This window comes from Chryseobacterium oryctis (assembly GCF_025971925.1).
In the GTDB taxonomy this organism is placed as follows: Bacteria; Bacteroidota; Bacteroidia; order Flavobacteriales; family Weeksellaceae; genus Chryseobacterium; species Chryseobacterium oryctis.
On the sequence record NZ_JAPDHV010000001.1, the window covers coordinates 673,848 to 698,946 of the forward strand.

At 32.3% G+C, this 25,099-nt stretch carries 26 protein-coding genes; 10 read left to right on the forward strand and 16 right to left on the reverse strand.

Annotated elements, in window-relative coordinates; all coding sequences use genetic code 11:
• Positions 1-37: 37 nt before the first annotated feature.
• The 8 genes from OH806_RS03205 to OH806_RS03240 all read right to left on the reverse strand — a co-directional run bounded on the left by OH806_RS03205 (position 38) and on the right by OH806_RS03240 (position 7,851).
• On the reverse strand, positions 38-910 hold the full coding sequence (locus tag OH806_RS03205; RefSeq protein ID WP_264742218.1) for a PstS family phosphate ABC transporter substrate-binding protein: 873 nt from the start codon (positions 908-910) through the stop codon (positions 38-40).
• The gene (locus tag OH806_RS03210; protein ID WP_406567581.1) at positions 900-1,097 is read right to left on the reverse strand and encodes a C4-dicarboxylate ABC transporter; all 198 of its coding nucleotides are present in this window, start codon (positions 1,095-1,097) and stop codon (positions 900-902) included. The genes OH806_RS03205 and OH806_RS03210 overlap by 11 nt, the downstream gene beginning before the upstream one ends.
• Before the next feature lie 71 nt (positions 1,098-1,168).
• On the reverse strand, positions 1,169-2,014 hold the full coding sequence (locus OH806_RS03215; RefSeq protein ID WP_264742219.1) for an energy transducer TonB: 846 nt from the start codon (positions 2,012-2,014) through the stop codon (positions 1,169-1,171).
• Positions 2,015-2,038: 24 nt separating this feature from the next.
• Entirely contained in the window at positions 2,039-2,605 is a 567-nt protein-coding gene (locus OH806_RS03220) for an ExbD/TolR family protein (protein ID WP_264742220.1), read from the reverse strand.
• Positions 2,606-2,617: 12 nt separating this feature from the next.
• Positions 2,618-3,226: an ExbD/TolR family protein gene (locus tag OH806_RS03225; protein WP_264742221.1), complete on the reverse strand. Its 609-nt coding sequence runs from the start codon at positions 3,224-3,226 to the stop codon at positions 2,618-2,620.
• A 62-nt stretch (positions 3,227-3,288) separates the two neighbouring features.
• Entirely contained in the window at positions 3,289-4,152 is an 864-nt protein-coding gene (locus OH806_RS03230) for a MotA/TolQ/ExbB proton channel family protein (RefSeq protein ID WP_264742222.1), read from the reverse strand.
• A gap of 241 nt (positions 4,153-4,393) precedes the next feature.
• On the reverse strand, positions 4,394-7,207 hold the full coding sequence (leuS, locus tag OH806_RS03235; RefSeq protein WP_264742223.1) for a leucine--tRNA ligase: 2,814 nt from the start codon (positions 7,205-7,207) through the stop codon (positions 4,394-4,396).
• A 173-nt stretch (positions 7,208-7,380) separates the two neighbouring features.
• Positions 7,381-7,851: a hypothetical protein gene (locus OH806_RS03240; protein ID WP_264742224.1), complete on the reverse strand. Its 471-nt coding sequence runs from the start codon at positions 7,849-7,851 to the stop codon at positions 7,381-7,383.
• A 221-nt stretch (positions 7,852-8,072) separates the two neighbouring features.
• Between OH806_RS03240 and OH806_RS03245 the strand changes: the two genes are divergently transcribed.
• From OH806_RS03245 to OH806_RS03255, 3 genes are read left to right on the forward strand one after another with little or no spacing between them, the layout of a single operon-like run.
• Positions 8,073-9,050 (forward strand): acyltransferase family protein, encoded by a 978-nt coding sequence (locus OH806_RS03245; RefSeq protein WP_264742225.1) that lies wholly within the window; start codon positions 8,073-8,075, stop codon positions 9,048-9,050.
• A 13-nt stretch (positions 9,051-9,063) separates the two neighbouring features.
• Entirely contained in the window at positions 9,064-9,822 is a 759-nt protein-coding gene (locus tag OH806_RS03250; protein ID WP_264742226.1) for a glycosyltransferase family 2 protein, read from the forward strand.
• Positions 9,822-10,448 carry a deoxyuridine 5'-triphosphate nucleotidohydrolase gene (locus OH806_RS03255; RefSeq protein WP_264742227.1) on the forward strand — a complete coding sequence of 209 codons (627 nt, stop codon included), beginning with the start codon at positions 9,822-9,824 and terminating at the stop codon, positions 10,446-10,448. Before OH806_RS03250 ends, OH806_RS03255 begins: the two co-directional genes overlap by 1 nt.
• On the opposite strand, the gene OH806_RS03260 is transcribed toward OH806_RS03255, so the two are convergent.
• The 5 genes from OH806_RS03260 to OH806_RS03280 all read right to left on the reverse strand — a co-directional run bounded on the left by OH806_RS03260 (position 10,440) and on the right by OH806_RS03280 (position 14,792).
• Positions 10,440-11,672, reverse strand: coding sequence for a 3-deoxy-D-manno-octulosonic acid transferase (locus OH806_RS03260; RefSeq protein WP_264742228.1), 1,233 nt, complete (start codon positions 11,670-11,672; stop codon positions 10,440-10,442). The genes OH806_RS03255 and OH806_RS03260 overlap by 9 nt on opposite strands.
• Before the next feature lie 22 nt (positions 11,673-11,694).
• Entirely contained in the window at positions 11,695-12,165 is a 471-nt protein-coding gene (locus OH806_RS03265) for a DUF1648 domain-containing protein (protein ID WP_264742229.1), read from the reverse strand.
• Complete coding sequence (locus OH806_RS03270) at positions 12,165-12,881, reverse strand: C40 family peptidase (protein ID WP_264742230.1); 717 nt, start codon at positions 12,879-12,881, stop codon at positions 12,165-12,167. Before OH806_RS03270 ends, OH806_RS03265 begins: the two co-directional genes overlap by 1 nt.
• A gap of 77 nt (positions 12,882-12,958) precedes the next feature.
• Positions 12,959-13,606, reverse strand: coding sequence for an O-methyltransferase (locus OH806_RS03275; RefSeq protein ID WP_264742231.1), 648 nt, complete (start codon positions 13,604-13,606; stop codon positions 12,959-12,961).
• A gap of 352 nt (positions 13,607-13,958) precedes the next feature.
• Entirely contained in the window at positions 13,959-14,792 is an 834-nt protein-coding gene (locus OH806_RS03280; protein WP_264742232.1) for an OmpA family protein, read from the reverse strand.
• 87 nt (positions 14,793-14,879) lie between these two features.
• On the opposite strand from OH806_RS03280, the gene tilS reads away from it, so the two are divergent.
• The 7 genes from tilS (at position 14,880) to OH806_RS03315 (ending at position 22,103) form a co-directional block, all read left to right on the forward strand.
• Complete coding sequence (gene tilS / locus OH806_RS03285) at positions 14,880-16,196, forward strand: tRNA lysidine(34) synthetase TilS (RefSeq protein ID WP_264742233.1); 1,317 nt, start codon at positions 14,880-14,882, stop codon at positions 16,194-16,196.
• Entirely contained in the window at positions 16,186-18,276 is a 2,091-nt protein-coding gene (locus OH806_RS03290; RefSeq protein ID WP_264742234.1) for a protein-disulfide reductase DsbD family protein, read from the forward strand. The genes tilS and OH806_RS03290 overlap by 11 nt, the downstream gene beginning before the upstream one ends.
• 254 nt (positions 18,277-18,530) lie before the next feature.
• On the forward strand, positions 18,531-19,061 hold the full coding sequence (locus OH806_RS03295; protein WP_264742235.1) for an ExbD/TolR family protein: 531 nt from the start codon (positions 18,531-18,533) through the stop codon (positions 19,059-19,061).
• A gap of 66 nt (positions 19,062-19,127) precedes the next feature.
• Positions 19,128-19,646, forward strand: coding sequence for a hypothetical protein (locus OH806_RS03300; RefSeq protein ID WP_264742236.1), 519 nt, complete (start codon positions 19,128-19,130; stop codon positions 19,644-19,646).
• Between the two features lie 11 nt (positions 19,647-19,657).
• Positions 19,658-20,440, forward strand: a complete 783-nt coding sequence (locus tag OH806_RS03305) for an alpha/beta fold hydrolase (protein WP_264742237.1) — start codon at positions 19,658-19,660, stop codon at positions 20,438-20,440.
• A gap of 8 nt (positions 20,441-20,448) precedes the next feature.
• Positions 20,449-21,267: a hypothetical protein gene (locus OH806_RS03310; RefSeq protein WP_264742238.1), complete on the forward strand. Its 819-nt coding sequence runs from the start codon at positions 20,449-20,451 to the stop codon at positions 21,265-21,267.
• Between the two features lie 44 nt (positions 21,268-21,311).
• Entirely contained in the window at positions 21,312-22,103 is a 792-nt protein-coding gene (locus OH806_RS03315; protein WP_264742239.1) for a patatin-like phospholipase family protein, read from the forward strand.
• Between the two features lie 11 nt (positions 22,104-22,114).
• Here OH806_RS03315 and OH806_RS03320 read toward each other — a convergent pair whose 3' ends face one another.
• From OH806_RS03320 to OH806_RS03330, 3 genes are all read right to left on the reverse strand, one after another.
• Positions 22,115-23,119: a DHH family phosphoesterase gene (locus OH806_RS03320; protein WP_264742331.1), complete on the reverse strand. Its 1,005-nt coding sequence runs from the start codon at positions 23,117-23,119 to the stop codon at positions 22,115-22,117.
• Positions 23,120-23,223: 104 nt separating this feature from the next.
• A complete protein-coding gene (locus OH806_RS03325; RefSeq protein WP_264742240.1) occupies positions 23,224-24,027 on the reverse strand; it encodes a siderophore-interacting protein in 804 nt (267 codons plus the stop codon).
• Positions 23,984-25,093, reverse strand: coding sequence for a DUF1624 domain-containing protein (locus OH806_RS03330; RefSeq protein WP_264742241.1), 1,110 nt, complete (start codon positions 25,091-25,093; stop codon positions 23,984-23,986). The genes OH806_RS03325 and OH806_RS03330 overlap by 44 nt, the downstream gene beginning before the upstream one ends.
• Between the last annotated feature and the right edge of the window lie 6 nt (positions 25,094-25,099).

Sequence of the window (25,099 nt, forward strand, 5' to 3'; positions counted from 1 at the left end):
TATAATTATTAGGGTAAAAATATTAAATTAATATTTTTTAACGCATTTGAACCTCTCTTTTATAGAGATTATAGGGCTGCAACCCTTCTTTTTGAACAATCATTTGCCCTAATTGTGTGCATGAAAATCTTATGAAGCCGTTTGCTATATTGAAATTCCCTTCATTTACTAAAAAATAAAGTACTCTGGTGAATGGATATTTCATTTCACGTAAATTTTCAAAATCAGGATTGTATAGTTTCCCATTGTTTTGGACAGGCAATATTTTCACCATACCTCTTAATCGCTCTGATTCTTTATCGTATGGGCGACTAAAGGTATTCAAACCAATAACTCCAATTCTATTCGGGTATTTACCAAGCTCCTCAATAATATTTTTACTTCCTGGAATAACAGAAAATTTAAGTTCTTTGGGTTCTTTTTTAAGCTTTTGAGCAACAAAGTTTAGATTACTGGAATTAGCTCCATCAAAAATGAATTCTTTATTTTCAGATTCTAACCCTTTTTTAATCTCATCTAAAGTAATAAAGTTTTTGGGAGAATCTTTAGGAACTACAAAAACCACAGCATCTGCAGCAAATTTAGCTGGTAAAAATTTTAATTCTACTCCATCTTCATAGGCTTTAATTTCTTTAGGATTAAGCTCCTTAGACATTACAGCTATTTTAGCTTTATTATTCAAAATATCTAGAAAACCTAAATCTTCCTTTTTAGTAACTACATCAATTTTGGTTTCAGGATAATTAATCATATATCCCTCCGCTAAAGCTTCTGTAACACTTTTAAAAGATTCATCCGTAAGAATTGTAAGCTTCCCTTTATTATAGGAAACAGACGGATTTTCTTTTTTACAACCTATGACAATAATACTAATGAAAGATAGTATTATCAATTTAATACTATTCCTCATTACCAGAATTTTTAATTTTCAAAATTGCTCTATAAATTCTGAAAACCCCATACAAAATAAGAAGTCCTCCCAAGGCATAAGCAACCATAGGCTCTAAAATTGTGAAAAAGAATTTGTAGATAATAACTACAACTCCTAAAACGATATAAAAAAATCCCGTAACTAGGGATAACCAGTTGAACATCATTTAACAAAAATACCAAAAAAAATAAAAAGAGAAGCAAATGCTTCTCTTTTTTAATTATTTAAAGATAAATCTTATCCTTCAAAATTCATTGTTAATGGTAATCTGAATCTATAACGCACAGATTGACCATTAATTTTGGCAGGAGTCCATTTATTTTTAATTGACTTAATCGTTCTCACAGCTTCAGCATTGAAGTCTGAGTTTCCGCCACTAGCTTTAACGTCAGTAATACTACCGTCTCTTTCAACAACGAAGGTAATTTCAGTTTTCACTGTTCCTTCATCTCCGTTCATAGAAGAAGTATCAAAATTACTAGAAACTTTGTTTCTGAAAGCATTAATACCTCCTGGGAATTCCGCAGTTTGCTCTACTTCGGTATAAACCTGAGTATCACTCACCTGAGGCTTAACTTCAACTGTTGAAGTCTTAGTTCCTGTAGAAGGTGGTGGTGGTGGTGGCGTATAAGCCGGAGCTTTTACACCTTCTTGATTCACCAGACCAGTCGTTGTTTCCAATTGCTTAGAAATTGGTGGTGGTGGTGTTTCAATTTTTGGAGCTTTTACAGGCTCCGGAACCACATTCTGAATAATTTCAATTTTTTCCTCTTCTTTTGGTGGTGGTGGAGGTGGTGGTGGTTCTTCTTCTTTTGGCGTCTCAATAATTTTATCTTCCTGAATAATCTCAACTAAATCTGCTTTTACTTCTTTCTTGTCTGCAGCATTCAGATTTTTAATTGTGAGATAGATAAAAGGAGATAATGCAGCCACTAAAAATAAAGATGTCCCAATGATAAAAGATTTTGTCAATAATTTAGGGTATTGACTTCTTAAATCGTACGCACCATATTCCTTATTTCTATTTTCAAATACAATCTCATCTAAAGTAGGAGTCGAATTGTATGCATTTTCATCTGCCATAGATCTACAATTTTATGGTTTAAATTACTTTGTAGGAGCCACAGCACCTGAGTTACCTACTTTTCTATCATAAATAGCTTTCTCCCAAGGTTTTAAATCAGTAACACCGTACTGCTCACTCTTAGTAATTGCCATTTCGTCAAGAATATCTACAAAGTTTTTATATACAGCATCGTCAGTCGGCTTGATAATAACAGTAAATTTAGTTTTATCTGCCGCATTTGCTTTTGCCTGCTCAATTACTTTCCTAATTCCTTCTCTATCGAAAGTAGTTTCATTAAGGTTTTGGTCAGTTAAAGATGTATTATCTTGCTGATGCCAAAAAACCTTATTGTCTTTACCTAATAACAAAGAAATAGAGTTGGAAAGTTTAATTTCTGTTGGAGGTGGTTTCTTATCTTCATCTTTCGGTTTTGCCGGAAGGCCCAAATCCATCACATTAGGTTTACTAAAAGTTGAAGTAAACATAAAGAACATCAATAGTAAGAAATTCAAATCCACCATTGGAGTCATATCAACTCGGGGATTATTTTTTTTAGATCGGACTTTGCCACCTTTGGCACTCTTATCCTGTACTTGTACTTCTGCCATTTCTAAATGATATTATTCATTAGGTTTACCTTCTTGTGATGTAATCAACCAAAATTTAAGAAAATCGATATCTCTTAAACCCTCAAATAAACTTTTAACTTTAGGATATTTAGTAGTAACGTCACCTTTAATAGCTAATTTGTATTCAGGATTAACGTTCAAACTTTCTTTTACCCAATCTACTAATTGTTTATTTGTACTATCCATAGGAATCCCTACAGGACTCTTGTAACTTTTCTGCTCATCTTCTGGCAAATCCAAGAAGCTTTTTAATTGGTTCATAGGAACTCCAATTGCTTGTACTTTTTGGAATGCAGCTTTTTGATTGTTGTCAAAAGTAACGCCGTACTTTCTACCCATATTATCTAAAAGCTGTAGTCTTTCTGACGCATTTTCTACAGGCTGGAAATAAAACTTTCCGTCTGGTGTAGCATTGATAGTCATCAAACTTGCATCAGGAAGCAACTTCTCTGATATTGAAGATGGCGGTTTGATCTGCTCCACATCAGGTTTTTTAAACTGAGTGGTCATAATAAAGAACGTAAGTAGTAAGAATGTAACGTCACACATTGCCGTCATATCCGTAATTACCCCGTGTCTTTTTGGTTTAATTTTCGCCATTAATTTATATAATAATTATAATAAAACTTCTAAAAAATCACGCAAAGTTTATTGAAAAACTCTTAGTGGAACTCAGCAAAAGACTGTTGGATACTCATTGCGATTTCGTCAATCTTATAAGTTAATCCGTCAATTTTAGAAGTAAAGAAGTTATAAAGAATAATCGCTACAGCAGACGTACCAATACCTAAAGCAGTATTAATCAAGGCTTCAGAAATACCAATTGAAAGCGCAGCAGCATCCGGAGTACCTCCTCCAGCTCCTAACGCGAAGAACGCTCTAATCATACCAATTACTGTACCTAAAAGTGCTACTAACGTTGCAACAGTACCTAAAGTAGAAAGAATCATCATGTTTTTTTCTAACATTGGCATCTCAAGAGTTGTAGCCTCCTCAATAGCTTTATTAAGAGCTACCATTTTTTGCTCTTTATTAAGAGTTGTATCGTGAGCTAAAGCCTTGTAAGTAGTAAGACCTTCTTTTACTACGTTACCTACAGATCCTTGTTGTCTGTCACACTCTTCTAAAGCTTCATCAACTCTGTTTTCGTTTAATAAACTTCTAACTTTTAATACAAAAGCATCAACGTTTCCTGAACCTGAAGCTTTGCTAAGAACGAAATATCTCTCAAAAGAGAAAACGATAACCGTAATCATGAATGTTATAAGCAACGGTACAATAACCCCTCCCATATAAATCATTCCTAAGAAACCTTCAGGATGCATTTCTTTTGATTCAACATCAGAAAAAGCTACTGAAGCTCCTGCCAACCTTGGATCTGCTTTGAAATTACCTGGGTTACCTAAAACGAATAACCAAATACAAATACCTATTACTAATAAAATAGGAATAATAATAGCTGGGTTTAACCCTCCCGTCTTTCTAGCAACTAATTGCTCATCATTTTTTGAAACATTCATTTCCATATTTAACTAAATTATATTGTTTTAAATTTTTTACAGGGTGTAAATTAAAGGCAAAATTAATTAAAATGCAAGAGTCTGAAATAAACATTTTATTTTTTTTTGACAACCAAATTTTAATACAATTCCGATATTATAATTATTTTTAGAAATATTATCTAATTTTTTCAATTTTAACAATTACATTAAAAAATCAAAAAAATTAAGCCTTCATTTTTTTCAATTTACCAATGTTAATTTTTTTTTAAATTACTATATTCACAATCCTGTGAGGCACAACAATGATTTTTTTAGGTGATTTATCCTCCAAAATTTGTTGCATTTTTGGGTCTTGAAGCACCAAATCTTCCACTTCTTTAGCTGAAAGCTGAGCAGAAAGTGAAATTTTAAACTTCATTTTACCATTTACGCTTACCGGATATTCAATTTCGTCTTCTACCAGATAATCCTCATTCAAAACCGGGAATTTTTCAAATTCTATAGATTCATTATGCCCCAATAAACTCCAAAGTTCTTCACAGATATGTGGAGCATAAGGAGAGATGATAACGGCTAATGGTTCTAAAATATTGCGTTTGTTACATTTTATTTTTTGTAGTTCATTTACAGCTATCATAAATGAAGATACAGAAGTATTGAAAGAGAAATTTTCTATATCGTAAACAACCTTCTTTATTAATGTATGTAAAACTTTATATTCTGCTTTTGTAGGTTCTTCATCTGAAACTTCAAAAATCTCGCCATTAAAATAAAGATTCCAGAATTTCTTCAAAAATCCGTAAACACCACTTAGACCTTGTGTGTTCCATGGTTTTGATTGTTCAAGAGGGCCTAAGAACATCTCGTACAATCTTAATCCATCTGCTCCATATTCTTCACAGATATCGTCAGGATTTACAACATTGTATTTAGACTTAGACATTTTTTCTACCTCACGACCTGTGATGTATTTTCCATCTTCTAAAATAAATTCTGCATCTGCATAATCTGGTCTCCAAGCTTTGAATGCTTCCGTATCTAATTCGTCAGAAGTTCCTTTTAGTAAAGACACATCAACGTGAATCTGTTGAGTTTGATAATCTTTCGCTAAATTTTTAGATACAAATTTATTTGTTCCATCTATCCTATACGCAAAAGCACTCATTCCCAAAATCATTCCTTGGTTGATTAACTTTTGGAATGGCTCGTCCTGATTAATATATCCTCTATCTTTTAAGAACATATTCCAGAAACGAGAATACAACAAGTGTCCTGTTGCGTGCTCGCTACCTCCTATGTACAAATCTACTTGTCCCCAATAATCTGCAACCTCTTTTTTAGCAAAAACCTCATCATTATTAGGATCCATATATCTAAGGAAATACCAAGAACTTCCCGCCCAACCAGGCATTGTAGATAATTCTAGAGGGAAAACAGTTTTTTCGTCAATCAAATCAGTATCTACCACTTTTTGATTTGCTTCATCCCAAGCAAAAGCTTTTGCATTTCCTAACGGCGGATCTCCATCTTCTGTCGGTAAATATTTTTCAACTTCCGGAAGTTCTAAAGGCAACACAGAAGTTGGCAACGTGTAAGGCATCCCATCCTTATAATATATAGGAACAGGTTCTCCCCAATAACGTTGTCTTGAGAAAATTGCATCACGTTGTCTATAATTGGTAGTTCCGTGACCAATTCCTTTATTTTCGATTTCAGAAATTATTTTTGATTTTGCATCATTATAATTTAATCCATTCAGGAAATCTGAGTTTACACAAACCGAATCTTTAGAATCAAAAGAAGCTTCCTGAACATCTTCTTCAGTTTCTACAACTTTTTTAATTTCAAGATTAAATTTCTTTGCAAATCTGTGATCACGCTCGTCATGTGCAGGAACAGCCATTACAGCTCCTGTTCCGTAGCCCATTAAAACGTAATCTGAAATATAGATTGGCATTTTTTCTCCGCTGAACGGATTGATCGCATAGCTTCCAGTAAAAGCTCCACTCACGTTTTTCACGTCAGCCATTCTATCACGTTCAGTTTTTTTGGAAGTATCTTCAATATAGGTATCTACTTCTGCTTTTTGAGCATCCGTAGTGATAGTTTCTACTAAAGGATTTTCAGGAGCTAGAACCATAAAAGTTGCTCCGAAAATTGTATCAGGTCTTGTTGTAAACACTTCAACAACCTCATCATGACCTTCCACATTAAATCTAACTTGCGCACCCTGAGATTTTCCGATCCAATATTCCTGAGAATCTTTAAGAGGTTGCGGCCAGTCCAAAGTTTTTAAGCCCTGCAACAATCTTTCAGAATATGCAGAAATTCTCATACTCCACTGCATCATTTTCTTTTGAAAAACAAGGAAACCTCCTCTTTCAGACTTTCCGTCTTTTACCTCATCATTAGCTAAAACAGTTCCCAATGCAGGGCACCAGTTAACCGTAGTTTCTGCTCTGTACGCTAAACGATAATTCAATAAAATATCTTCTTTATCAATTTCAGAAGCAGAATTCCATTCTTCTGCTGTAAAATTTAATTCATCGTTTTGATTGGCATTTAATCCATCTGTCCCTTTTTCTTCAAAATGTTTGATTAAGGTTTCTATAGATTCTGCCTTATTTGTATTTTTATTATACCAAGAATGAAACAATTGAATAAAAATCCACTGTGTCCATTTATAATATGAAGAGTCTGAAGTCCTTACCTCCCTACTCCAATCGAAAGAAAAACCAATTTTTCTTAATTGCTCCTCATATCTATAAATATTTTGTTCCGTTGTAATCGCAGGATGCAGCCCTGTCTGAATTGCATATTGTTCAGCAGGAAGTCCGAAACTATCATAACCAACCGGGTGGAGAACATTGAACCCCTGATGTCTTTTATATCTCGCATAAATATCTGACGCAATATACCCAAGCGGATGACCAACATGAAGCCCCGCTCCTGATGGATACGGAAACATATCAAGAACATAAAATTTAGGTTTGTCAGTGTTATTGGAAGTTTTATACGTTTGATTGTCTTCCCAGTATTTTTGCCACTTTTTTTCTATCTGCTGATGATCGTAAAACACTTTTTTATAGATATTAGATGTTAGATTCTTGATTTTAAGAACAAGATTGACAAAATTAATGAATTTAAAAGAAATAGAAATTTAAATTCTCATTAATTATAACAATAATCCTAACAAAAAAATCTCACCCTAAGATGAGACTTTTATATTTATATTATTTAATTCTTTGCTAATTATTGCGGAATTCTTTTGAATGTATATGTTTTAGACTCATATGTGGTAGGATCTGTAGTATCTTCGATTGTAAGATTTAATGTATTAGCATCAAGATAGGTCACCTTACCTTTTTCAGGTTCTACGATTCCCTGATATTTTATCTGGATCGCTTTAGTTCCTTTATCATATATATAGCTAAAATTATAATCAGCTACAGCAGAACAAGTTGCCGGAGTACCTACTTCTTCTCTATCTGTTCTTTTTCCGTTTCCTGCTTCGAAGAAATCCCATCTTGAAGATTTCTGACAGTCAGTATAATCAATTGTATCAGAATAAGGATCTTCACCAATTTCCACAACTGTTCTTACTTCTTTTATTGGCTGCCATTTTCCCACCAATGGAAATACAGTTTCTGTGTTATCATCGTTTTTACATCCGCTCATTGCTAATAACGATACTCCTGCAAATAATAATGCTAATTTCTTCATATCAAATTTTTCAGGCCTTAAAATTATAATTAATTTATTTTATTTAATAGTTTTTTATAAAAAATGTTGCAGTAATTTACATTTTCAAAGATATTCAAAAAAGTTATACTCTAATAAAAAAAATTTACTCCTAAGAATTACGATAAAATCCTTTTGCTTTTGCAGACCTACTGAAAACTTCCGTAAAAAAAGCTATTTTTGCTGAAAATATACAAATACAAATGCAAGACATAACGAAAAATAATTTTGATTTCCTTCGTGTTCTCCTCGCTTTCATTGTTTTCGTTGGCCATTTGGGCTATTTGAGTAATGTTGAAAGTTTAGCTATCCTCAAGCACAGCCCTGTAGAAGTTGCTGTCTTTGGCTTTTTCGTTGTCAGTGGTTTTCTTATTGCGCGAAGCTATGAAAGAACAACTTCTTTAAAGAGATACATAAAAAAAAGAATAAACAGAATTGTTCCCGCCTATTTATTGGTTGTAATTTTATGTACATTATTACTAAGTTTGGTAAGCACCGTTTCTTTTGCAGAATATTTTAGCAGCCCTCAAACTTACAAATATCTTTTCTGGAACTCCATATTTATGAACTTTATGGCTCCGAATCTCCCAGGAGTCTTTGGAAATGGTGCTGTGAATGGTGCACTTTGGACATTAAAAATAGAGATGTGTTTTTATTTTTTAGTCCCTGTTCTTTTTCTCTTTTTCGGAAAAAACAATAAATACAGAAACATAAGCTTAATTATATTCTATTTCTTTTCTTTACTATATCTTAATTATTTTGAGATGAGCGGAAAGGTAGAAATTTCAAGGCAAATTCCTGGAGCATTATGTTATTTTATTGGTGGAATGCTTATCTATTTTAATTTTGAAAAATTCATAAAATATAAAAATATCCTTATCGTTATTGCGCTTATAACTGTTTGGTTTGATTTGATTTTTAAAATTAAACTATTCTCACCAATCATGATAAGCATCATTGTTCTTTATATTGCTTACTCTTTCAAATTCCTGAATAATTTCGGAAAATATGGTGATTTCACCTACGGAATATACATTTTCCATTTCCCAATCATCAGAGTATTTGCAACTTTAGGACTTTTCGTCAATTACAATCCTTATTTTATGGGATTAATATGTATGCTTGTCGTAATAGGAGTAGGAATCGCATCTTGGCATTTATACGAAAAGAAATTTTTATAATTTAGCATCACAAATGAAAGACCTTGTTTCCATTATTACACCCTGCTACAACTCCGCTGAATTTATAGAAGAGACCATACAATCTGTTCTTAATCAAACGTATGAAAATTGGGAGTGGCTTATTACTGATGATTTATCTAAAGATAACACTGTAGAAATCATCCGAAAATATAACGATCCTAGAATAAAATTAGAAGTTCTTGAAACCAACGGAGGAGCGGGAAATGCAAGAAATAAAAGTCTGGAAAGAGCCACAGGAAGATATATTGCCTTTTTAGATTCCGATGATTTTTGGTATCCAGAATATTTAGAAACAATGACCAACTATATGCAAAATCATAATGTAGAACTTGTTTACAGCAACTACTCCAGATGTGATGAGCATACAATGGAACCTATCCTGAAAGATTTTCAAGCGGATAAAATCGTAACTTTTTCAAATCTTTTGAAAACCTGCAGACTAGCTCCGGTTTCTACCATGTACGACACCAAAAGAGTCGGTAAATTTTTCTTTCCTGTGAAAAGCAAACGTGAAGATCATGTAATGTGGCTCAACTTATTGAAAGAAATTCCGGAAGGACATCCCGTAAAACAAACTCTTGCAAAATATAGAATGCGAGAGAACAGTGTCTCCAGAAAAAAGAAGAATATTATTGTTGATCAATATTTGGTATATAAAGACTTCATGGGATTTTCTACCTTAAAATCTTTGTATTATACAGCAAATTGGGCAATGAACGGCTTTTTAAAATATTCCAAACTATTCAACTGATGGAGTACTCAAAAGAATTTAAAACAGCCCTTAGTAATTTTTCTTCCATAGAAAAAGACCGTCTGATTTTCAGATTATTAAAAAAAGACAAACTTTTATCTAAAAAACTATATTTTGAACTCATCGACGAAGAAACAACAGATGATAAAAGAGAGGCAATGGAAGAGATTATTTCGGAAAAAGTTCTTTTGGCTTCAAAATACATAGGAAATCAAAAATATTTTCTGGGTATCATCCGTAAAATAAGTGCAGAGATTACGGAACACGTGAAAATCACCACAGATAAATTCGGAGATGTAACTTTAAATTTATTATTGATAAATAAAATTTTAGATTACAACGAAGACCTTCGTACTCAAAGATTAGATAATGTTTACAAGCTATATATTTATATCATCAATAAGGTTTTCAAGACTTTAGTATTAGTAAAAAAACTAGATGTAGACTATTGGATGGAAATTGATGAGTTTCTTTCTGAATTTCATAAAAAAACTGAAAGTAATCATTATTTACAAAAACTTTGCATCAATAACGGTCTTGACTTCAATTGGTTGAAATGCGAAAATATTCCGGACAATATTGATTTAATCATCAAAGACATTAAAAACCAAGGATTTTTAAGATAAAATTTTCTTTACAATAAGCTCAGTAGAATTGGGCTTGTCATCAACAAACTTTTTAGCATTTTCAGACATCATTTTTAATGTTTCACTGTCATTTAGAAGAAAAAGCGCAAAATTTGAGGCTAAATTACCATCTTCAAAAGCCTTTCCTCCTTCCACAGAAATAAGCTCATCTGCTTCAGGATTTTTTTTGTATTTGTTTCCGAAAATTACAGGAACTCCAAAAGTAGCAGCTTCCAGAATATTGTGAAGTCCGGCATCATGAAAACCTCCTCCTACAACTGCAATATCTGCATAAGAATACAATTTTGAAAGCAAACCAATACTGTCAATAATCAAAACATTCGATGGGGAATCTATCAATAACGAATAACTGATTTCACTGTATAAAATTGCACCAGGAAACATCATTTTCAAATTCTGAACCCTTTTCAAATCGTGAGGCGCAATTATCAGCTTTACAGATTGGTTTTTCTCCGAAATTTCTTCCGCGATTTTTTCTTCTGCCTGCCAAGAACTCCCAAAAACAATTACTTTTTCTTCGCCAATAAAATCTTCAACCAAATCTACATGATTGTCTCTTTCTCGCAACTGCTTCACTCTGTCAAATCTTGTGTCTCCGGTAACGGAAGAATTAACCAAACCTATACTTTTTGCAAGAACATAAGAGAATTGCGTCTGATGAAAAAACCAATCAATATTTTTATTTAACTGTTTTACAAACCACTTTCCGTAAGATGTAAAGAAAGACTGACTTTCATAAAACAAAGCAGAAATGACATACGTTTTTGCTCCCTGATTTTTTAATTCTCTCAAAAGATTATACCAATAATCATACTTTACCGTAAAAAATAACTCTGTCGAGAATTGAGAAACAAATTCTTTCACCAATTTCTTTCTATCAAACGGCAAATAGCATATAACATCTGCAATATGATTCTTTTTAACCACATTTTCATATCCTGAAGGAGAAAAAAATGTCACTAAAATTTTATGTAAAGGAAATTCCTTTTTCAATTGTTCCAACACGGGCAGTCCTTGTTCATACTCGCCTAAACTTGCGGCGTGCATCCAAATTACCTTATCAGATTTTGTGAATTTTGATTTTACTAAATACAAAGATTGCCTTCTTCCTTCAACGCCTTTCTTAGCTTTAGCATTAAATAAGGAAAAAACTTTCATTCCGAAAATGAGAAGATTTACAAATATGTTGTATAGTAATTTCAATTTTGACCTAAAAAAATATTGATTATTTATCAGATTTTTGAGTTTTTCCCTGCTGGAATCCTTTTACAAAAGCAACTCCTATTACAATAAACAATAATCCCAGAATATAAAATACGGCATTACTCAACTCTTTCTGTTTTCCTTGTGCTACAAGAATACTTTCTACAGTAATGTCTAAAAACAGTAACATGATTGGAAACAATAAAGACTGCATATACAAATCAATAGTTTTCTTATTTCGAAAACTTTGAGGAACATTCAGAAGAGGTGAATCCGGATTTTTAGAAAGGATTGAAAAAAGCAAAGAAATAAATGTTGCAATACATGGTAAAATCCATATTGAAGATTTCCCAGATTCTCCGTCTACATTTCCTCTAAAATCAAAATGAGTAGGAATAATCTCCGGCAATTCAGTATACTTTATCCCTATAAAAGCCCAAATTACGATAAGTAAAACGGTATTTACAATTAATAAAATGCCGGACGTTTTCATTAAATAATACTTTTTATCACTCTTAGTTTATGAGTATGTTTATTTAATTCCTTATTAAAAATTCCTGTAGAATCAAGGGTATCAATTCTCACTTTACCAGAAGCATGAATGATTTTCTGATTTTCAAGCATAATTCCGACATGAATAATTTTTCCGTCTTCATTTTCAAAAAAAGCCAAATCTCCTAGCTGACTTTCTTCAACAAACGTCAAAGGCTCCCCCACTTCAGCTTGTTGATAAGTATCTCTTGGTAATTTTATCCCATGAACTTTATAAACCAATTGCGTAAAACCAGAACAATCTACTGCAAAAAAACTTTTTCCGCCCCACAAATAAGGTACGTTTAGAAACTCTTTAGCCGTTAAAGCAATGCTTTCTCTCACATCATGGCTTCTTCTTGATGCCACAACAGGAAACTCAACTTCAGAGCCCATTGAAAGCAAAGTTTTACCGTCATTCATCAAGACAGAAGAAAAATCTTCAGTAATGATAGTAACTTTTCTTTTTTCCAGTTCTTCATCTGTTACAGGTTTTAGTTGTTTTGTATCCATCCAACCTTCATATCCGTCGTAATGCATTTTTATTTTGGTCCAGTTTTTATTCACTTCCAAAATATCCGCACTTTCACCAAACAATATTTCTGTAACGATTTCTGCTTTATCAGAAGACTCGGCACGAACCGGCGCAACCGTAACAATACAAATTCCTTTATTCATGTTATCAATTTAGGTAGTAAGAAATTTAAGTGTTTGCTTCTTAAATTTCTAAATCTCAAAACCTTTTAGTATTTGAGCTATTTTCTACGAAGCAGGTTTACTCCGTCACGCAAAGGTAAAATAAGATTTTCAAAATCCTCATCTTTTGCCACCAAATCATTCAATTCCTTAATAATTTGTGTAGATTTTTGCTTCGGATTTTCTTCCAAAACTTTTCCGTACCATAAAACGTTATCAAACATCACTATAGCACCTGACTGTGTTCTTGGCTTTATAAGTTTAAAATACTCAACATAATTTTCTTTATCCGCATCAATGAAAACCAAATCGAAAAACTCATCCGTATTCTTCAAAAACTCCTTTGCATCCTGAAGTTTAAAATCAATCTGCTCAGAATATTCACTTTCAGCAAAATATTTTCTAGGCAAATATGCTAAATCCTCATTTACATCCAAAGTGGTTATTTTACCTTCTTTTGCAAGACCTGCCGTAAGACAAAGTGTGGCATATCCTGTAAAAGTTCCTATTTCGAGTATATTTTTAGGCTGAATCATTTGAGAGACCATCGTTAATAACCTTCCTTGCTGGTATCCCGAAATCATGTGAGGCTGCGTTGTTTTCTGATAAGTTTCTCTTCTCAGTTTTTTTAGAATCTCAGGCTCGGAAGACGCATGATTTTCCAAGTATCTATCCATTTCAGGATTTTTTTCTTCAAAAAAGCTCATTCTACATTTTTTTGTTATTCAAATTTACTTAAATATAATCAAATCCGTAAAATCCCCACTCGAAATACCGTAAAAATACGGATGTTTTTTTTCTTTAATGCTTCTATCTTTGTAACAAGGAATTTGAACATTAAGAGGGTAAAAACAATAAACGATGAAAAAAATGATTGTTACACAGAAATCAAAAAACTCAAAAAGTACAGAGATTTCGACCTCAAAAAAAACTAATCCCCAAATATCCAATTCATTTTTACAACGAATTATTTCCTTATTGAAAAAAGAAGAATTAATTTGATCAAAAAAACAAAATCCCGAATTTCTCCGGGATTTTGTTTTTTATTTCAGAATGAAATTATTTCTTTGGAGCTATATCCATTAATTTCATAAACTCATCAAGTTTAGGCATAATGATAATTTCCGTTCTTCTGTTTTCCGCTCTTCCGGAAACACTCATATTTGTAGCCTTAGGATTATACTCAGAACGTCCACCTGCTGTAATTCTTGCAGGATCAACTCCAAACTGAGTTTGTAAAACTTTCGCAACAGCAGTACCTCTAAGAGCAGATAAATCCCAGTTATCTTTTGGTAAATTTGCAGAATTCAGAGGAGCGTTATCAGTATTACCTTCAATCAGTACCGAATATTTATCATAATCATTGATAACTTTAGCCACTTTACCCAAAACTTCCTGAGCAGCAGGCAATACATTATAATCACCTGTTTTATATAACATTTTATCCGACAATGAAATCATTACAACACCTTTCAACACTTTCACTTGTACATCATCATCTGCTACATTGTCCAAAGATCTTTTTAGTTTATTAGATAAAGCCAGGTTTAAACTGTCGTTTTTAGCATTACTAGAAATCAATTGTTTGATATAAGAATTTGAAGCGTTGATTTCACTAACCAATTTATCAATATTTGCAGAGCTTTTTCCTGTATTTGATAAACAAGCATCCAAAGATGATTTTAAGGCATCATGCTGACTTTTCAATAAGTTATTTTCTCCCGTCAATGTAGAATTTTGAGATTTCAAATCTTGGATTTCTCTCTGTCTTTCTCCAATATTTTCAATACATTGCTTATAGTTTGAACTTAAAGCATCATATTGCTTTTTGCTTACACAAGATGTCATCCCCAACACCATTGCAGAAACTGCTAAGATTTTAAAAATTTTCATAAATAATCATTTTTAGACGAGCCAAAGGTAGCAAAATTCAATTGAATTATATGGAGTATCTTTGCATAAAAGAAATTATCAACACATATGTTGAAGAAGTCAAGTTTCAAAAACCAATTAGAAAACCTAGTCCATTTACCTGAAAATCACACCTACTTATTAGCCGTGAGCGGAGGTGCTGATTCTATGGTTTTGGCAGAATTATTTCTATATTTTGATTATAAATTTGAGGTTGCACATATCAACTATAAACTTAGAGGAAAAGACTCTGAAGCAGATCAAAAAGTTGTGCAGGATTTTTGCGAGAAAAACCACATCAGGTTTCATTTGTATCAGGTTTCGGAAAAAGATAACAAACCCGAAAACTCAATTCAGCTTTGGGCGAGAGAATTAAGATATAATTTTTTCAAACAAGTTCAAGAGAAAGAAAATCTGGAATTTTTAGTTACCGCACACCACCTGAATGACCAATTGGAAACATTCATTATTAATCTTTCCAAAGCAGCTGGGATTAACGGATTGAGCGGAATTCCGGTAAACGAAAACAAGACACTTCGTCCGCTTCTTAATTTTACAAAACAAGAAATTTATCAGTTTGCAAAAGAAAACAATATTGAATATCGTGAGGATCTTTCCAATAAAAAAAGTGATTATTTAAGAAACAAAATAAGACTTGAAATTGTCCCGAAACTCTTGGAAACCAATGAGCACTTTCTTGAAAACTTTAAAAAAAGTACATCATACTTGAATCAAACCAAAGATTTTGTTCAAAAACAGATTGAAAAGACAGAAAATCGCCTCACCATATTTAACAAAGAGCATAAAATCTTATCAAAACAAGGGCTCAATGAGGAAAGTGATTTTGTAAAGTTTGAAATTTTAAAAAAATACGGTTTTAATCAGGAGGAAGAAATCCCGAAAATTTTCAGGGCAGAAAACGGAAGTTCTTTTTTTTCTAAAGATTATCAACTAATTATCAATCGTGAAGAATTAATTTTTATTAATAAAAATGAAGAAAAAGAAAGTCAAACTGAAGTTTTACTGATTGAAAATTTTAACTTTTCCGAAAATCAGATTTCAATTAATCTTAAAGACACTATCGAAAACATTGAAGAAATCAATAAAAACTTTGAATGGGATTTCGATGCTGAAAAAATTCGGTTTCCATTGAAATTAAGAAAGCAAAAAGATGGTGATGAGTTTTATCCTTCAGGTTTTTCAGGGAAAAAGAAAGTAGGTAAGTTTTTTAGGGACGAAAAATTATCTATTTTAGCAAGACAAAAAGTTTGGATTCTGACCGATAATAAAGATTCCGTACTTGGAATTATACCATACAGACAAGACAGAAGAAATGCAAAGGATGAGAAAACAAACAAAATTCTCAAAATTTTTTATGAAAAGTAAAGTGAAGTTCAAAAATTGGTTTTTATTAATTCTGCTATTTTTAGCCACAGGAATTAATGCCCAAATCAAAAATCCTGTAAAGTTTAAGTTTACCATCAACGAATTAGGAAACAATCAATATGAAGCCGTGTTGAATGCAACCATGGAAAGCGGTTGGCATATTTATTCCAAAGATATCCCTGAAGATACAGGAATTCCTACGGAATATAAAGTTTCCGGGAAAAATATCGAACTGATTGGAAAATTTACCGAAGTTGGTAAAAAACATGAAGAATTTTCTGAAGCTTTTGGAGGAACAATCGTTTATTACTCCAATTCCGCAGGATTTAAACAAAAATTCAAACTAAAAGATGCTACAAAACCCGGAGATGTAGTTGCTGAAATTACCTATCAAACATGTGATGACAGGGTTTGTTTAGCTCCAAATACATTAGAGTTCAATAAAATTGTTACTCCAAAAGGAGTTATTACTCCAGATAAACCAGCAGCCGACGCGGAAACAGCAAAAGATTCTATTGTAACTCCTATTAAGGTTGAAACTGTTGTTAAAAACCCTGAAAAAGGAGAGATCACTATTACAGAAACTTCATCATTAGACCCAAAACAATTGAAAATTGAGTCAATCGATTTTCAAAAACCGTTGACAGATTGTGGAACTGCTTCTACTAAAGTCGACGAAAATTATTGGACATATTTATTCTTAGGCTTCATTGGTGGTTTGATTGCTTTATTGACACCTTGTGTTTTCCCAATGATTCCGTTAACCGTTTCGTTCTTTACAAAAGGAAGCAAAAATAAAGCAAAAGGAAAAAGAGATGCATTAATATACGGATTTTTCATTCTTCTGATATTCATTTTATTAAGTGTTCCTTTCCATATTATTGATGGAATTGCAGGAAATATTTTCAATGAAATCTCGACAAGCGTCTGGTTGAATATTGCTTTCTTTATCATATTCATTTTCTTTGCCGGAAGTTTCTTCGGATATTACGATATTACTTTACCAAGTTCAATTGCCAACAAATCTTCAAAGGCAGAAGAAGCAGGAGGAATTATCGGTATTTTCTTTATGGCTCTGACATTGGTGATTGTTTCATTCTCTTGTACAGGACCAATTTTAGGAAGTTTATTAGGAAGTGCAGTAACAGGTTCAGCGAACGTTCCGATGTTATTAACTTTTGCTTTGGCAGGTTTTGGTTTAGCTTGGGCTATAATTTTTGGTTTGTTGGCATTATTCCCTCAAGCATTACAAAGTCTTCCTAAATCCGGAGGCTGGATGAACACGGTGAAAGTAGTTTTAGGTTTTATAGAATTGGCTCTAGCGTTAAAATTCTTATCAAAAGCCGACTTAGTTTCTAAAACTTTCTTCTTAAAAAGAGAGCTTTTCATTGTTATTTGGATTATCATTACTATCGGATTGGTGTTATATCTTTTCGGATTAATCAGATTTCCGCATGATGATAAAAAACCTAAAATTTCATTAACCAGAAAAGCTTTAGGAGTCCTTGGAATTGGTTTTGTGGTTTATTTAGTGCAAGGATTAATTCCTTCTGAGCGTCCTAAACTTCAACTATTAAGTGGTATTTTACCTCCTTTGAATGTAAGCTATTTACATGATGAAAAAGACGGAATTTTAGGAATGCACCCTGAACATGATTTCTTCAAAGCTGTTGAATTAGCTAAAAAAGAGAACAAACCTATTTTGATAGATTTCACAGGATACGGCTGCGAAAATTGTAGAAAAATGGAAGAATTTGTTTGGAGCGAACCAGACATTTTACCAATTCTTCAGAATGATATCGTTCTTGCTTCTCTATACGTTGATGACAAAGAAGAATTACCTGAAGAACAAAAGACTAAAATTGATTTGGGTGACGGACAGGTAAAAAAAGTGAAAACTATTGGAGACAGATGGAGTTTATTCCAACAGGTGAATTTCAATAATAATTCTCAACCACATTATGTATTACTAACACCAGATGGAAAAGTAATCAATACTCCGGTTTCCGGATATATGCCGAAAGAAGATTTTAAAAAATTCTTAGAATGCGGAGTTAATTATTACAAAAAGAATAAATAAAAACTTCAAAAATAGTATTGAAAACTCATGTCGAAAGGCATGAGTTTTTTTATGTCAAAAAATTAAAATCTGATTAAAAAGAAGAAAAAAGCAATGAATTTATAAATTCAACAATCTTTTCACCATGAAATTTATAAATCAAAATAAAGTCAATAAAAATCAAAGGCTTCAGGAATAGACTTTGTAATAATTTAGTCACATCAATATTAATTAGACATTTAAATCAAAAATATTTAACCTTAAAATTCAAAGTTATGGCTGAAATTATTGCACTAGAGAAAAACCAACAAGGAGGAAGTAAGCAGAAAAAGCAAAATGTAAAAGTTGATATGACCCCAATGGTAGATTTGAATTTTTTATTATTAATGTTCTTTATGTTTACCTCTACATTTAGCAAACCTAATGTAATGGATTTGGGATTACCAGCGAAAGATCCAAGCCCGATTCCTCAACGTTATGACATTCATCCAAAAAATCAAGTCACATTTATTTTAGGAAAAGACAATCGTGTATTTTACCATCAGAACAGCAAAGAAGATTTAAATAAAAACAATTTAAAAGAGACTGATTTTAGCGGAATTAAAATTTCAAAAATCATTTCAGATGCTTACAACAACGCTCCGATAAAAAAGAACTTCACCATCATCATAGAACCGACAGAAGATGCCAATTATAAAAATTTTGTAGATGTATTAGATAATATTGCAATTTCCAAGAAAGAACGTTACGGAGTAACAGACATCAAACCTTGGGAAAAGAAAGTTTATGAAGAATTAATTCAATAAACGGAAAGAGCATTTTAAGGATGCTCTTTTTTTCTGTACATTTGAGATAGAATTTTATTTATTTTGATGAAAAACCTCATAAGTGCAGTAGCTTTAACAGCTTTACTCGTTTCGTGCTCAAAAAAAGAAGCACAGCCTACTTCAAAAGATATTGACAGTACAAAAATCATTGATTCTATAAATGCTGCAAGAACAAAAATAAACGACAGCATAAGAGCCAAAAACAGCGAAAATCGTTTTAAGGATTTTAATGGAAATCACAAATTCACTCATAATTTAATTAAAACTTCAGGAAATATAGACTTCAAACAAGTAGAAGGAGAAAGAGACCATTACACTGTTTCCGGAAACATCTCATCTGGAAAAAATTCTGTGAAAATAAAAGGTTTCATGGCTGTAGTTTCTGACAAACACATGAATTTCACAGGAGAAATCACTCAAAGCATCACGGAAAACGACAACGGAAAACCTTACACAAGAAAAGGAACAAAAACCTTTATGTCTAAAGACGGTGGTAAAACGTGGAGACTTCAGGATATGGTAAACGGTTCAGGCTTTGTAGATTATATTGACATCCACTTTTAATAGTTGAAATTATGCTAAACTTCGAGAAAAAAGGTAACGGAAAAGAAACTTTGGTACTGCTTCATGGTTTTATGGAAAATCTTTCTATTTGGAATGATATGGAAACTCATCTTTCTGATAATTTTTCATTACTGAAGATAGACTTACCCGGTCACGGAAAATCGGAAATCGTTGCCGAAGTTCAGACGATGGAGATAATGGCTGATGAGGTAAAAAAAGTAATTGACAGCCAAAATTTAGAAAAAATTCATTTGCTAGGTCATTCCATGGGAGGTTATACTTCTTTGGCATTTGCCGAAAAATATCCCGAAACCCTCAAAAGTTTAACGTTATTCTTTTCAACCTATTTTCCCGATGATGAGGAGAAAAAAGAACAACGCATAAAAAGCTACAGAATTATAAAAGATGCCTTTGCTCATTATGCAAGAGCAGGTGTTCCGAATTTATTCAACCCAAACGAAAGAGATGTTCTCGAAGGAAAAATAGAAACCGCTCTGAAAGTTGCACTTTCTACAAATAATCTGGGAGCTTTGGCTTCTGTAAAAGGTATGGTTGAAAGAACCGACAAAAAACACGTCTTGGAAAATCTTCAATCAAAAATCTTGGTTCTAGCTGGTAAATACGACAATGCTGTAAAAACAGAACACATGATTAAACATCTTCCAGACAGAACCAACATCAAATCTTATGTTCTTGATTGCGGACACAACGGACATTGGGAAAAACCAAGTATTTGTGCAGAAATCATCAATACAGAACTTCTTCATCATTTGCCAAAAAATTTAATGCTCTAAAAATAGTAATGAGAACCTTAATTCTTTTATTTTCTTTAATCATAATTCTCAGCTGTAAAAAAGAAACCCAATCACAGGAAAAAAATTCTAAAGACAGTCTCGCTGTTTCAGAAATAGCCAAAGACAGCATAAAAAATGAGGAAGTAAAACAGGAAACTTTTTCTTTCGTCACTGAGTTATGTGACAATAAAGGCTATTTTGATGCTAATAAATACTCAAAAGAAGAGCTAGAAGGAACTTACAAACTTTGGTTTACCATGAGTGGAACTTTGTTGGATACACCTTCAGTTTTTAATCTGAAAGATCTTCAGGAAGTACGAACAGAAAAAGATAAAATTTTAGCCAAACTTGATAAAGATTTTTCGGAGAAGAAAAGAATGATTGAAAGTTTAAATGTTGTAAAAGACACTTATTGGCAAAATGTAAAAGCTCAAAAATTACAGGAGCTCAATGATGAATATGAGTTCAGAAAAACACAAATTCAAGCATTTACCGACCCTTCCATTTTACTTAATCATAAACTTTCAAAAGGCTGTGAAAACTTTGCAAAAGCATTAAATTCTGACGAATCTCAAATGTTCGCTGAATGGAGAAAACTTCGTGAAGCAATGAGCAAGAAAAATGGTAACCCAGAAAGAATAATGAATGAATTCGAAGAACATCTTAATTCTCCTGATAAAAGAGATTATGCTATTGCGGATCTTCTCACATTCGGATGGGGAAATTGTGTAAACGCTCATCTTAGAAAGGTAGAACATGATGAAGAAATGTATAACAGATTCAATTCTCTTTTTATAAAAATAGATTCGGAGTGTGATGAACCCTAAAGTAGTTCAAAAAACCTGTATCTTAGTAAAGTATAAAAATATTAATGGCTTTTTTCACATTCAAAAAAAAGAAACCCATTATCGGCCTGACTCTCTCTGGCGGAGGAATGCGTGGCATTGCCCATATTGCAGTTCTTAAAGCCTTGGAAGAATACGATTTGAAACCACAAATTATCTCCGGAACGAGTGCGGGTTCTATTGTCGGAGCATTTTATTCTTTAGGAAAAACACCTGAAGAAATGATGAAAATTGTGAAAGAAACTACATTTTTTTCCAGATCTTATCTTAGACTTTCAAAAAATGGGATTTTCAGTTCAAACTTCATTTTAAAGTTATTTAAAGATCATTTTCCGGAAGATAACTTTAATATTTTAAAAATCCCAGTGTATGTTGCTGCCACTGAGATGACCCACGGAATTGTCGATTTCTTTTCTGAAGGTGAACTTTTTAATCCATTATTAGCTTCTTCAAGTGTTCCTTTTGTTCTTCCGCCTGTAAAAATTGGTGAAAAAATTTATGTTGACGGCGGCGTTTTAGACAATCTTCCGATTGAACCCATTGTAGACAAATGTGATTTTCTGATTGCTTCACACGTCAACTCAATAAGCTACGACAGCCTCCAAAATATGAGTTTAATGAAAGAATTTGACCGAATTTTACATTTGGCAATTGCTAAATCTGTGTATTCTAAAGCGAATTCTTGTGATATATTTTTGGATCCACCGAAAATGACGAAGTTTAGTTTATTCAACAAAAAATCACTTGACATCATGTTTCAGGAAGTCTACGAATATACATGTAAAGAATTGGAAGAAAAGGGCTACAAAAAGATTTAAAATAAATTCTATTATAAATTTTCTCCTTCTATTTTCCCTTTGAAAGTTTCGATGGTATCTAATAAAGATTCAAGAGACTTTCCTCCAGCTGCATTGATGTGCCCTCCTCCATTGAAATATTTTCTCGAAAACTGATTAACATCCATATCATCTTTACTCCTGAAAGAAATTTTGATGAAATCTTCATACAAATCTTCCATAAAGAAAGCCGCCATTTTTACTCCGAGAATACTCAACCCATAGTTCACGAAACCTTCTGTATCTCCTTTTTGGAAACCATATTCTTTAAGTTCTTCTCTTGTAAGGTATAAAACGGCTACTTTTCCGTCTTTAACCACCTCTATTCTCCCTAAAATAAGAGCTAATAGATGTAGACGAGAAACGGTATTTGTATCCCAGGTATTGGAAGTTATCATTGCAGGATCCGCTCCTTTTTCAATAAGATTTGCAATGATTCTATGTGTAGTCGCACTTGTAGAACGGAAACGGAAACCTCCTGTATCTGTCATTATTCCTGTGTAAAGACATTCTGCGATATCTTTATTTACCAATTCTTCATCATTCATTGCTTCAATAAAATGATAAATCATCTGGCAAGTTGCAGGAATTATGGTATCAGAGTAAACAAAATCAAACTGTTCCGGTTGTTGATGATGGTCAATAAGAATTTTTTTAGCTTTAGCTTTTGTAAGCCAATCTCCCAACAATCCTATTCTTGAAGGAGAATTAAAATCTAAGCAAAAAATCACATCTGCTTCATTGATTAAATCAAATGCTACTTTTCTTTTGTATTCTCCGATGATTGCCTTTTTAGATTCAGGCATCCATTTCAAAAATTTCGGAAAATCATTCGGAACCACAACTTCAGCGTGAATTCCTTTTGCGTTCAAATAATGTTTCAAACCAAAGCTGGAACCAATAGCATCTCCATCCGGATTATAATGAGTAAGGATTACTATTTTATTTTCTGGTATAAGTAATGTATTGATTTCTAAAAGTTCAGCTGGTGTAAACATCATTATGTTTAATTTTTTCTTTAAAATTGAGTCACCAAAGATAGAGCTTTTATGCTAATCACTTAATATTATTTTTAATTATAAAAAAATTGTTTTAATTAAAATTATTCATGTTCTTTTCTTCTTTGCACCTCAGATTTATCTTCAGATGCTCCTATTTTCCAATAAGAATATGCATTCACCTCATCTACATTCCATAAAAGTTGTTTTCTTAGATAATGGCGTAAATTTTTAACCGTTGTATATTCTGCAGCAATATAGGCTAGTTTATTTTCTTTCGGTAACTGAATTTCTTTAACTGTATTATACAATTCGCTTCCATCGTGTGGGTTTTCATTAAAAATCCATTTAAATTCAATAGAAGCATTGGTTTCCAACGTTTGTATATCATTTTCTGTAAAAACCTCAATAATACAAACTCCTTTAGCTTCCTCAGGCAAATCTTTTAAAATAGAACTAATTACAGGAATAGCTGTTGAATCTCCTATCAATACATAATTTTCAGTTCTTTTATATAATTCGATAGAATCTTTTACCATTAAAACACCCAACCTATCACCTTCTTTAGCATTTTGCGCCCATGATGAAGCAATGCCTTCTGTACCATGAACTACAAAATCTATCCAAATTTCATTTTTTGTGAAATCGACTCCTTTATGTGTATATGTTCTAATCACTGGACAAACTTCTTTGGGAGGATAAATCCATTTGCTATGGCTGTCATCCAATCTAGGAAAATAAATTTGATCAACACCTTTTGGAGGAATGCATATTTTGTTATTCACTCCAATTGTTGAATTTTCTATTTCCTTAATATTCTCTCCCTCAAGGTATACCCGAAGATAATGAGGTGTGAGATAAGTTTTATTTTTCACCTGCAATGACAGTTCTACAATTTCTACGCTCATACAATAATTTTTGTAAGTAATTTTTTAAAAATGTAATGCTAAATGTGAGTAATGAAACTATGAGAAAACTTACAATTACTCCATTCCATGATTGTGACTGGTATTCTACAAAATACCATCCCCAATAAATCAAAATCCATTGGATAACATAAAGGGTTGTAACATTCTTGCTAGAAAAAATGCTAAATGCTATCATCTTTTCCGACAAATATTTATGAACTAGATACATTAAGGAAAATATCACCATAATTTGTCCGCTATACATTAGCAAAACATTTGTTTCTTTATGATAATAATCTGTAGAAAAATATTTTTTCAAATTAAAATCAATGCTATATAATCCCAACAGATAAAGTAAACAACCCGATGTTAGTAATAAATAAAATAAGGTTTTTAAATGTTTTCCGTTTACAAACTTTCTAATATAATAACCAATTGACATCCCTAATAACACAAATCCTAACCACGGAAATAATGGAAAATACACATTAAACCCTTTTCCGTAGAATAAACTCAGAATATAATCAGGATCATGAATATAGAGATATGGTGAAACCACAAAAATAATTATGGATAGTAAAACTCCCAACAACGGAATTTTCTCTATTATCTTTTTTAATACAGAACCAATAATAAATGCCAAACCCGCAAATTGCAATATATCTGCGATTAATAAAAATTCTACAAACCCTTTGAAGTCATTCACTCGATGAGTTTCTGTAAAAAGTGCTTCAGGAAAGACCTGAAACACTTTAATTGTGGGGTAAAACTTTAAAAAGTTTAAAATATATCCTAAAACAAATAGTTTTAATCCTCGAGTAAAAACCTGTCTAATGGATTTATCTTTAGATAGAAATATTGACACACCCATTGAAAATACAAATATCGGAGCACCAATTCCTTCAATAAAAAAAAGCAGGTACTGACTAAAATTATTGAAATAAATAGTTGATTCTGAACCATACATAATAAATACATGCATAAGAATCATCATAAAAACACCAATAGCTTTAATGATATCTAACGGGATAAACCTTCTGCTCGTTTCAGTAAAAGTAGTACTCATTTTTTA

What these genes read in the sequence shown, in the direction of transcription:
- OH806_RS03290 (WP_264742234.1), top strand. Translation starts at nt 16,186, where the DNA reads ATGAAAAGTAAAGTGAAGTTCAAAAATTGGTTTTTATTAATTCTGCTA.
- OH806_RS03250 (WP_264742226.1), top strand. Translation starts at nt 9,064, where the DNA reads ATGAAAGACCTTGTTTCCATTATTACACCCTGCTACAACTCCGCTGAA.
- OH806_RS03320 (WP_264742331.1), bottom strand. Translation starts at nt 23,119, where the DNA reads ATGTTTACACCAGCTGAACTTTTAGAAATCAATACATTACTTATACCA.
- OH806_RS03230 (WP_264742222.1), bottom strand. Translation starts at nt 4,152, where the DNA reads ATGGAAATGAATGTTTCAAAAAATGATGAGCAATTAGTTGCTAGAAAG.
- OH806_RS03265 (WP_264742229.1), bottom strand. Translation starts at nt 12,165, where the DNA reads ATGAAAACGTCCGGCATTTTATTAATTGTAAATACCGTTTTACTTATC.
- OH806_RS03255 (WP_264742227.1), top strand. Translation starts at nt 9,822, where the DNA reads ATGGAGTACTCAAAAGAATTTAAAACAGCCCTTAGTAATTTTTCTTCC.
- OH806_RS03295 (WP_264742235.1), top strand. Translation starts at nt 18,531, where the DNA reads ATGGCTGAAATTATTGCACTAGAGAAAAACCAACAAGGAGGAAGTAAG.
- tilS (WP_264742233.1), top strand. Translation starts at nt 14,880, where the DNA reads ATGTTGAAGAAGTCAAGTTTCAAAAACCAATTAGAAAACCTAGTCCAT.
- OH806_RS03280 (WP_264742232.1), bottom strand. Translation starts at nt 14,792, where the DNA reads ATGAAAATTTTTAAAATCTTAGCAGTTTCTGCAATGGTGTTGGGGATG.
- OH806_RS03305 (WP_264742237.1), top strand. Translation starts at nt 19,658, where the DNA reads ATGCTAAACTTCGAGAAAAAAGGTAACGGAAAAGAAACTTTGGTACTG.
- OH806_RS03240 (WP_264742224.1), bottom strand. Translation starts at nt 7,851, where the DNA reads ATGAAGAAATTAGCATTATTATTTGCAGGAGTATCGTTATTAGCAATG.
- OH806_RS03300 (WP_264742236.1), top strand. Translation starts at nt 19,128, where the DNA reads ATGAAAAACCTCATAAGTGCAGTAGCTTTAACAGCTTTACTCGTTTCG.
- OH806_RS03220 (WP_264742220.1), bottom strand. Translation starts at nt 2,605, where the DNA reads ATGGCAGAAGTACAAGTACAGGATAAGAGTGCCAAAGGTGGCAAAGTC.
- OH806_RS03205 (WP_264742218.1), bottom strand. Translation starts at nt 910, where the DNA reads ATGAGGAATAGTATTAAATTGATAATACTATCTTTCATTAGTATTATT.
- OH806_RS03315 (WP_264742239.1), top strand. Translation starts at nt 21,312, where the DNA reads ATGGCTTTTTTCACATTCAAAAAAAAGAAACCCATTATCGGCCTGACT.
- OH806_RS03330 (WP_264742241.1), bottom strand. Translation starts at nt 25,093, where the DNA reads ATGAGTACTACTTTTACTGAAACGAGCAGAAGGTTTATCCCGTTAGAT.
- OH806_RS03275 (WP_264742231.1), bottom strand. Translation starts at nt 13,606, where the DNA reads ATGAGCTTTTTTGAAGAAAAAAATCCTGAAATGGATAGATACTTGGAA.
- OH806_RS03325 (WP_264742240.1), bottom strand. Translation starts at nt 24,027, where the DNA reads ATGAGCGTAGAAATTGTAGAACTGTCATTGCAGGTGAAAAATAAAACT.
- OH806_RS03210 (WP_406567581.1), bottom strand. Translation starts at nt 1,097, where the DNA reads ATGATGTTCAACTGGTTATCCCTAGTTACGGGATTTTTTTATATCGTT.
- OH806_RS03225 (WP_264742221.1), bottom strand. Translation starts at nt 3,226, where the DNA reads ATGGCGAAAATTAAACCAAAAAGACACGGGGTAATTACGGATATGACG.
- OH806_RS03245 (WP_264742225.1), top strand. Translation starts at nt 8,073, where the DNA reads ATGCAAGACATAACGAAAAATAATTTTGATTTCCTTCGTGTTCTCCTC.
- OH806_RS03270 (WP_264742230.1), bottom strand. Translation starts at nt 12,881, where the DNA reads ATGAATAAAGGAATTTGTATTGTTACGGTTGCGCCGGTTCGTGCCGAG.
- OH806_RS03310 (WP_264742238.1), top strand. Translation starts at nt 20,449, where the DNA reads ATGAGAACCTTAATTCTTTTATTTTCTTTAATCATAATTCTCAGCTGT.
- OH806_RS03215 (WP_264742219.1), bottom strand. Translation starts at nt 2,014, where the DNA reads ATGGCAGATGAAAATGCATACAATTCGACTCCTACTTTAGATGAGATT.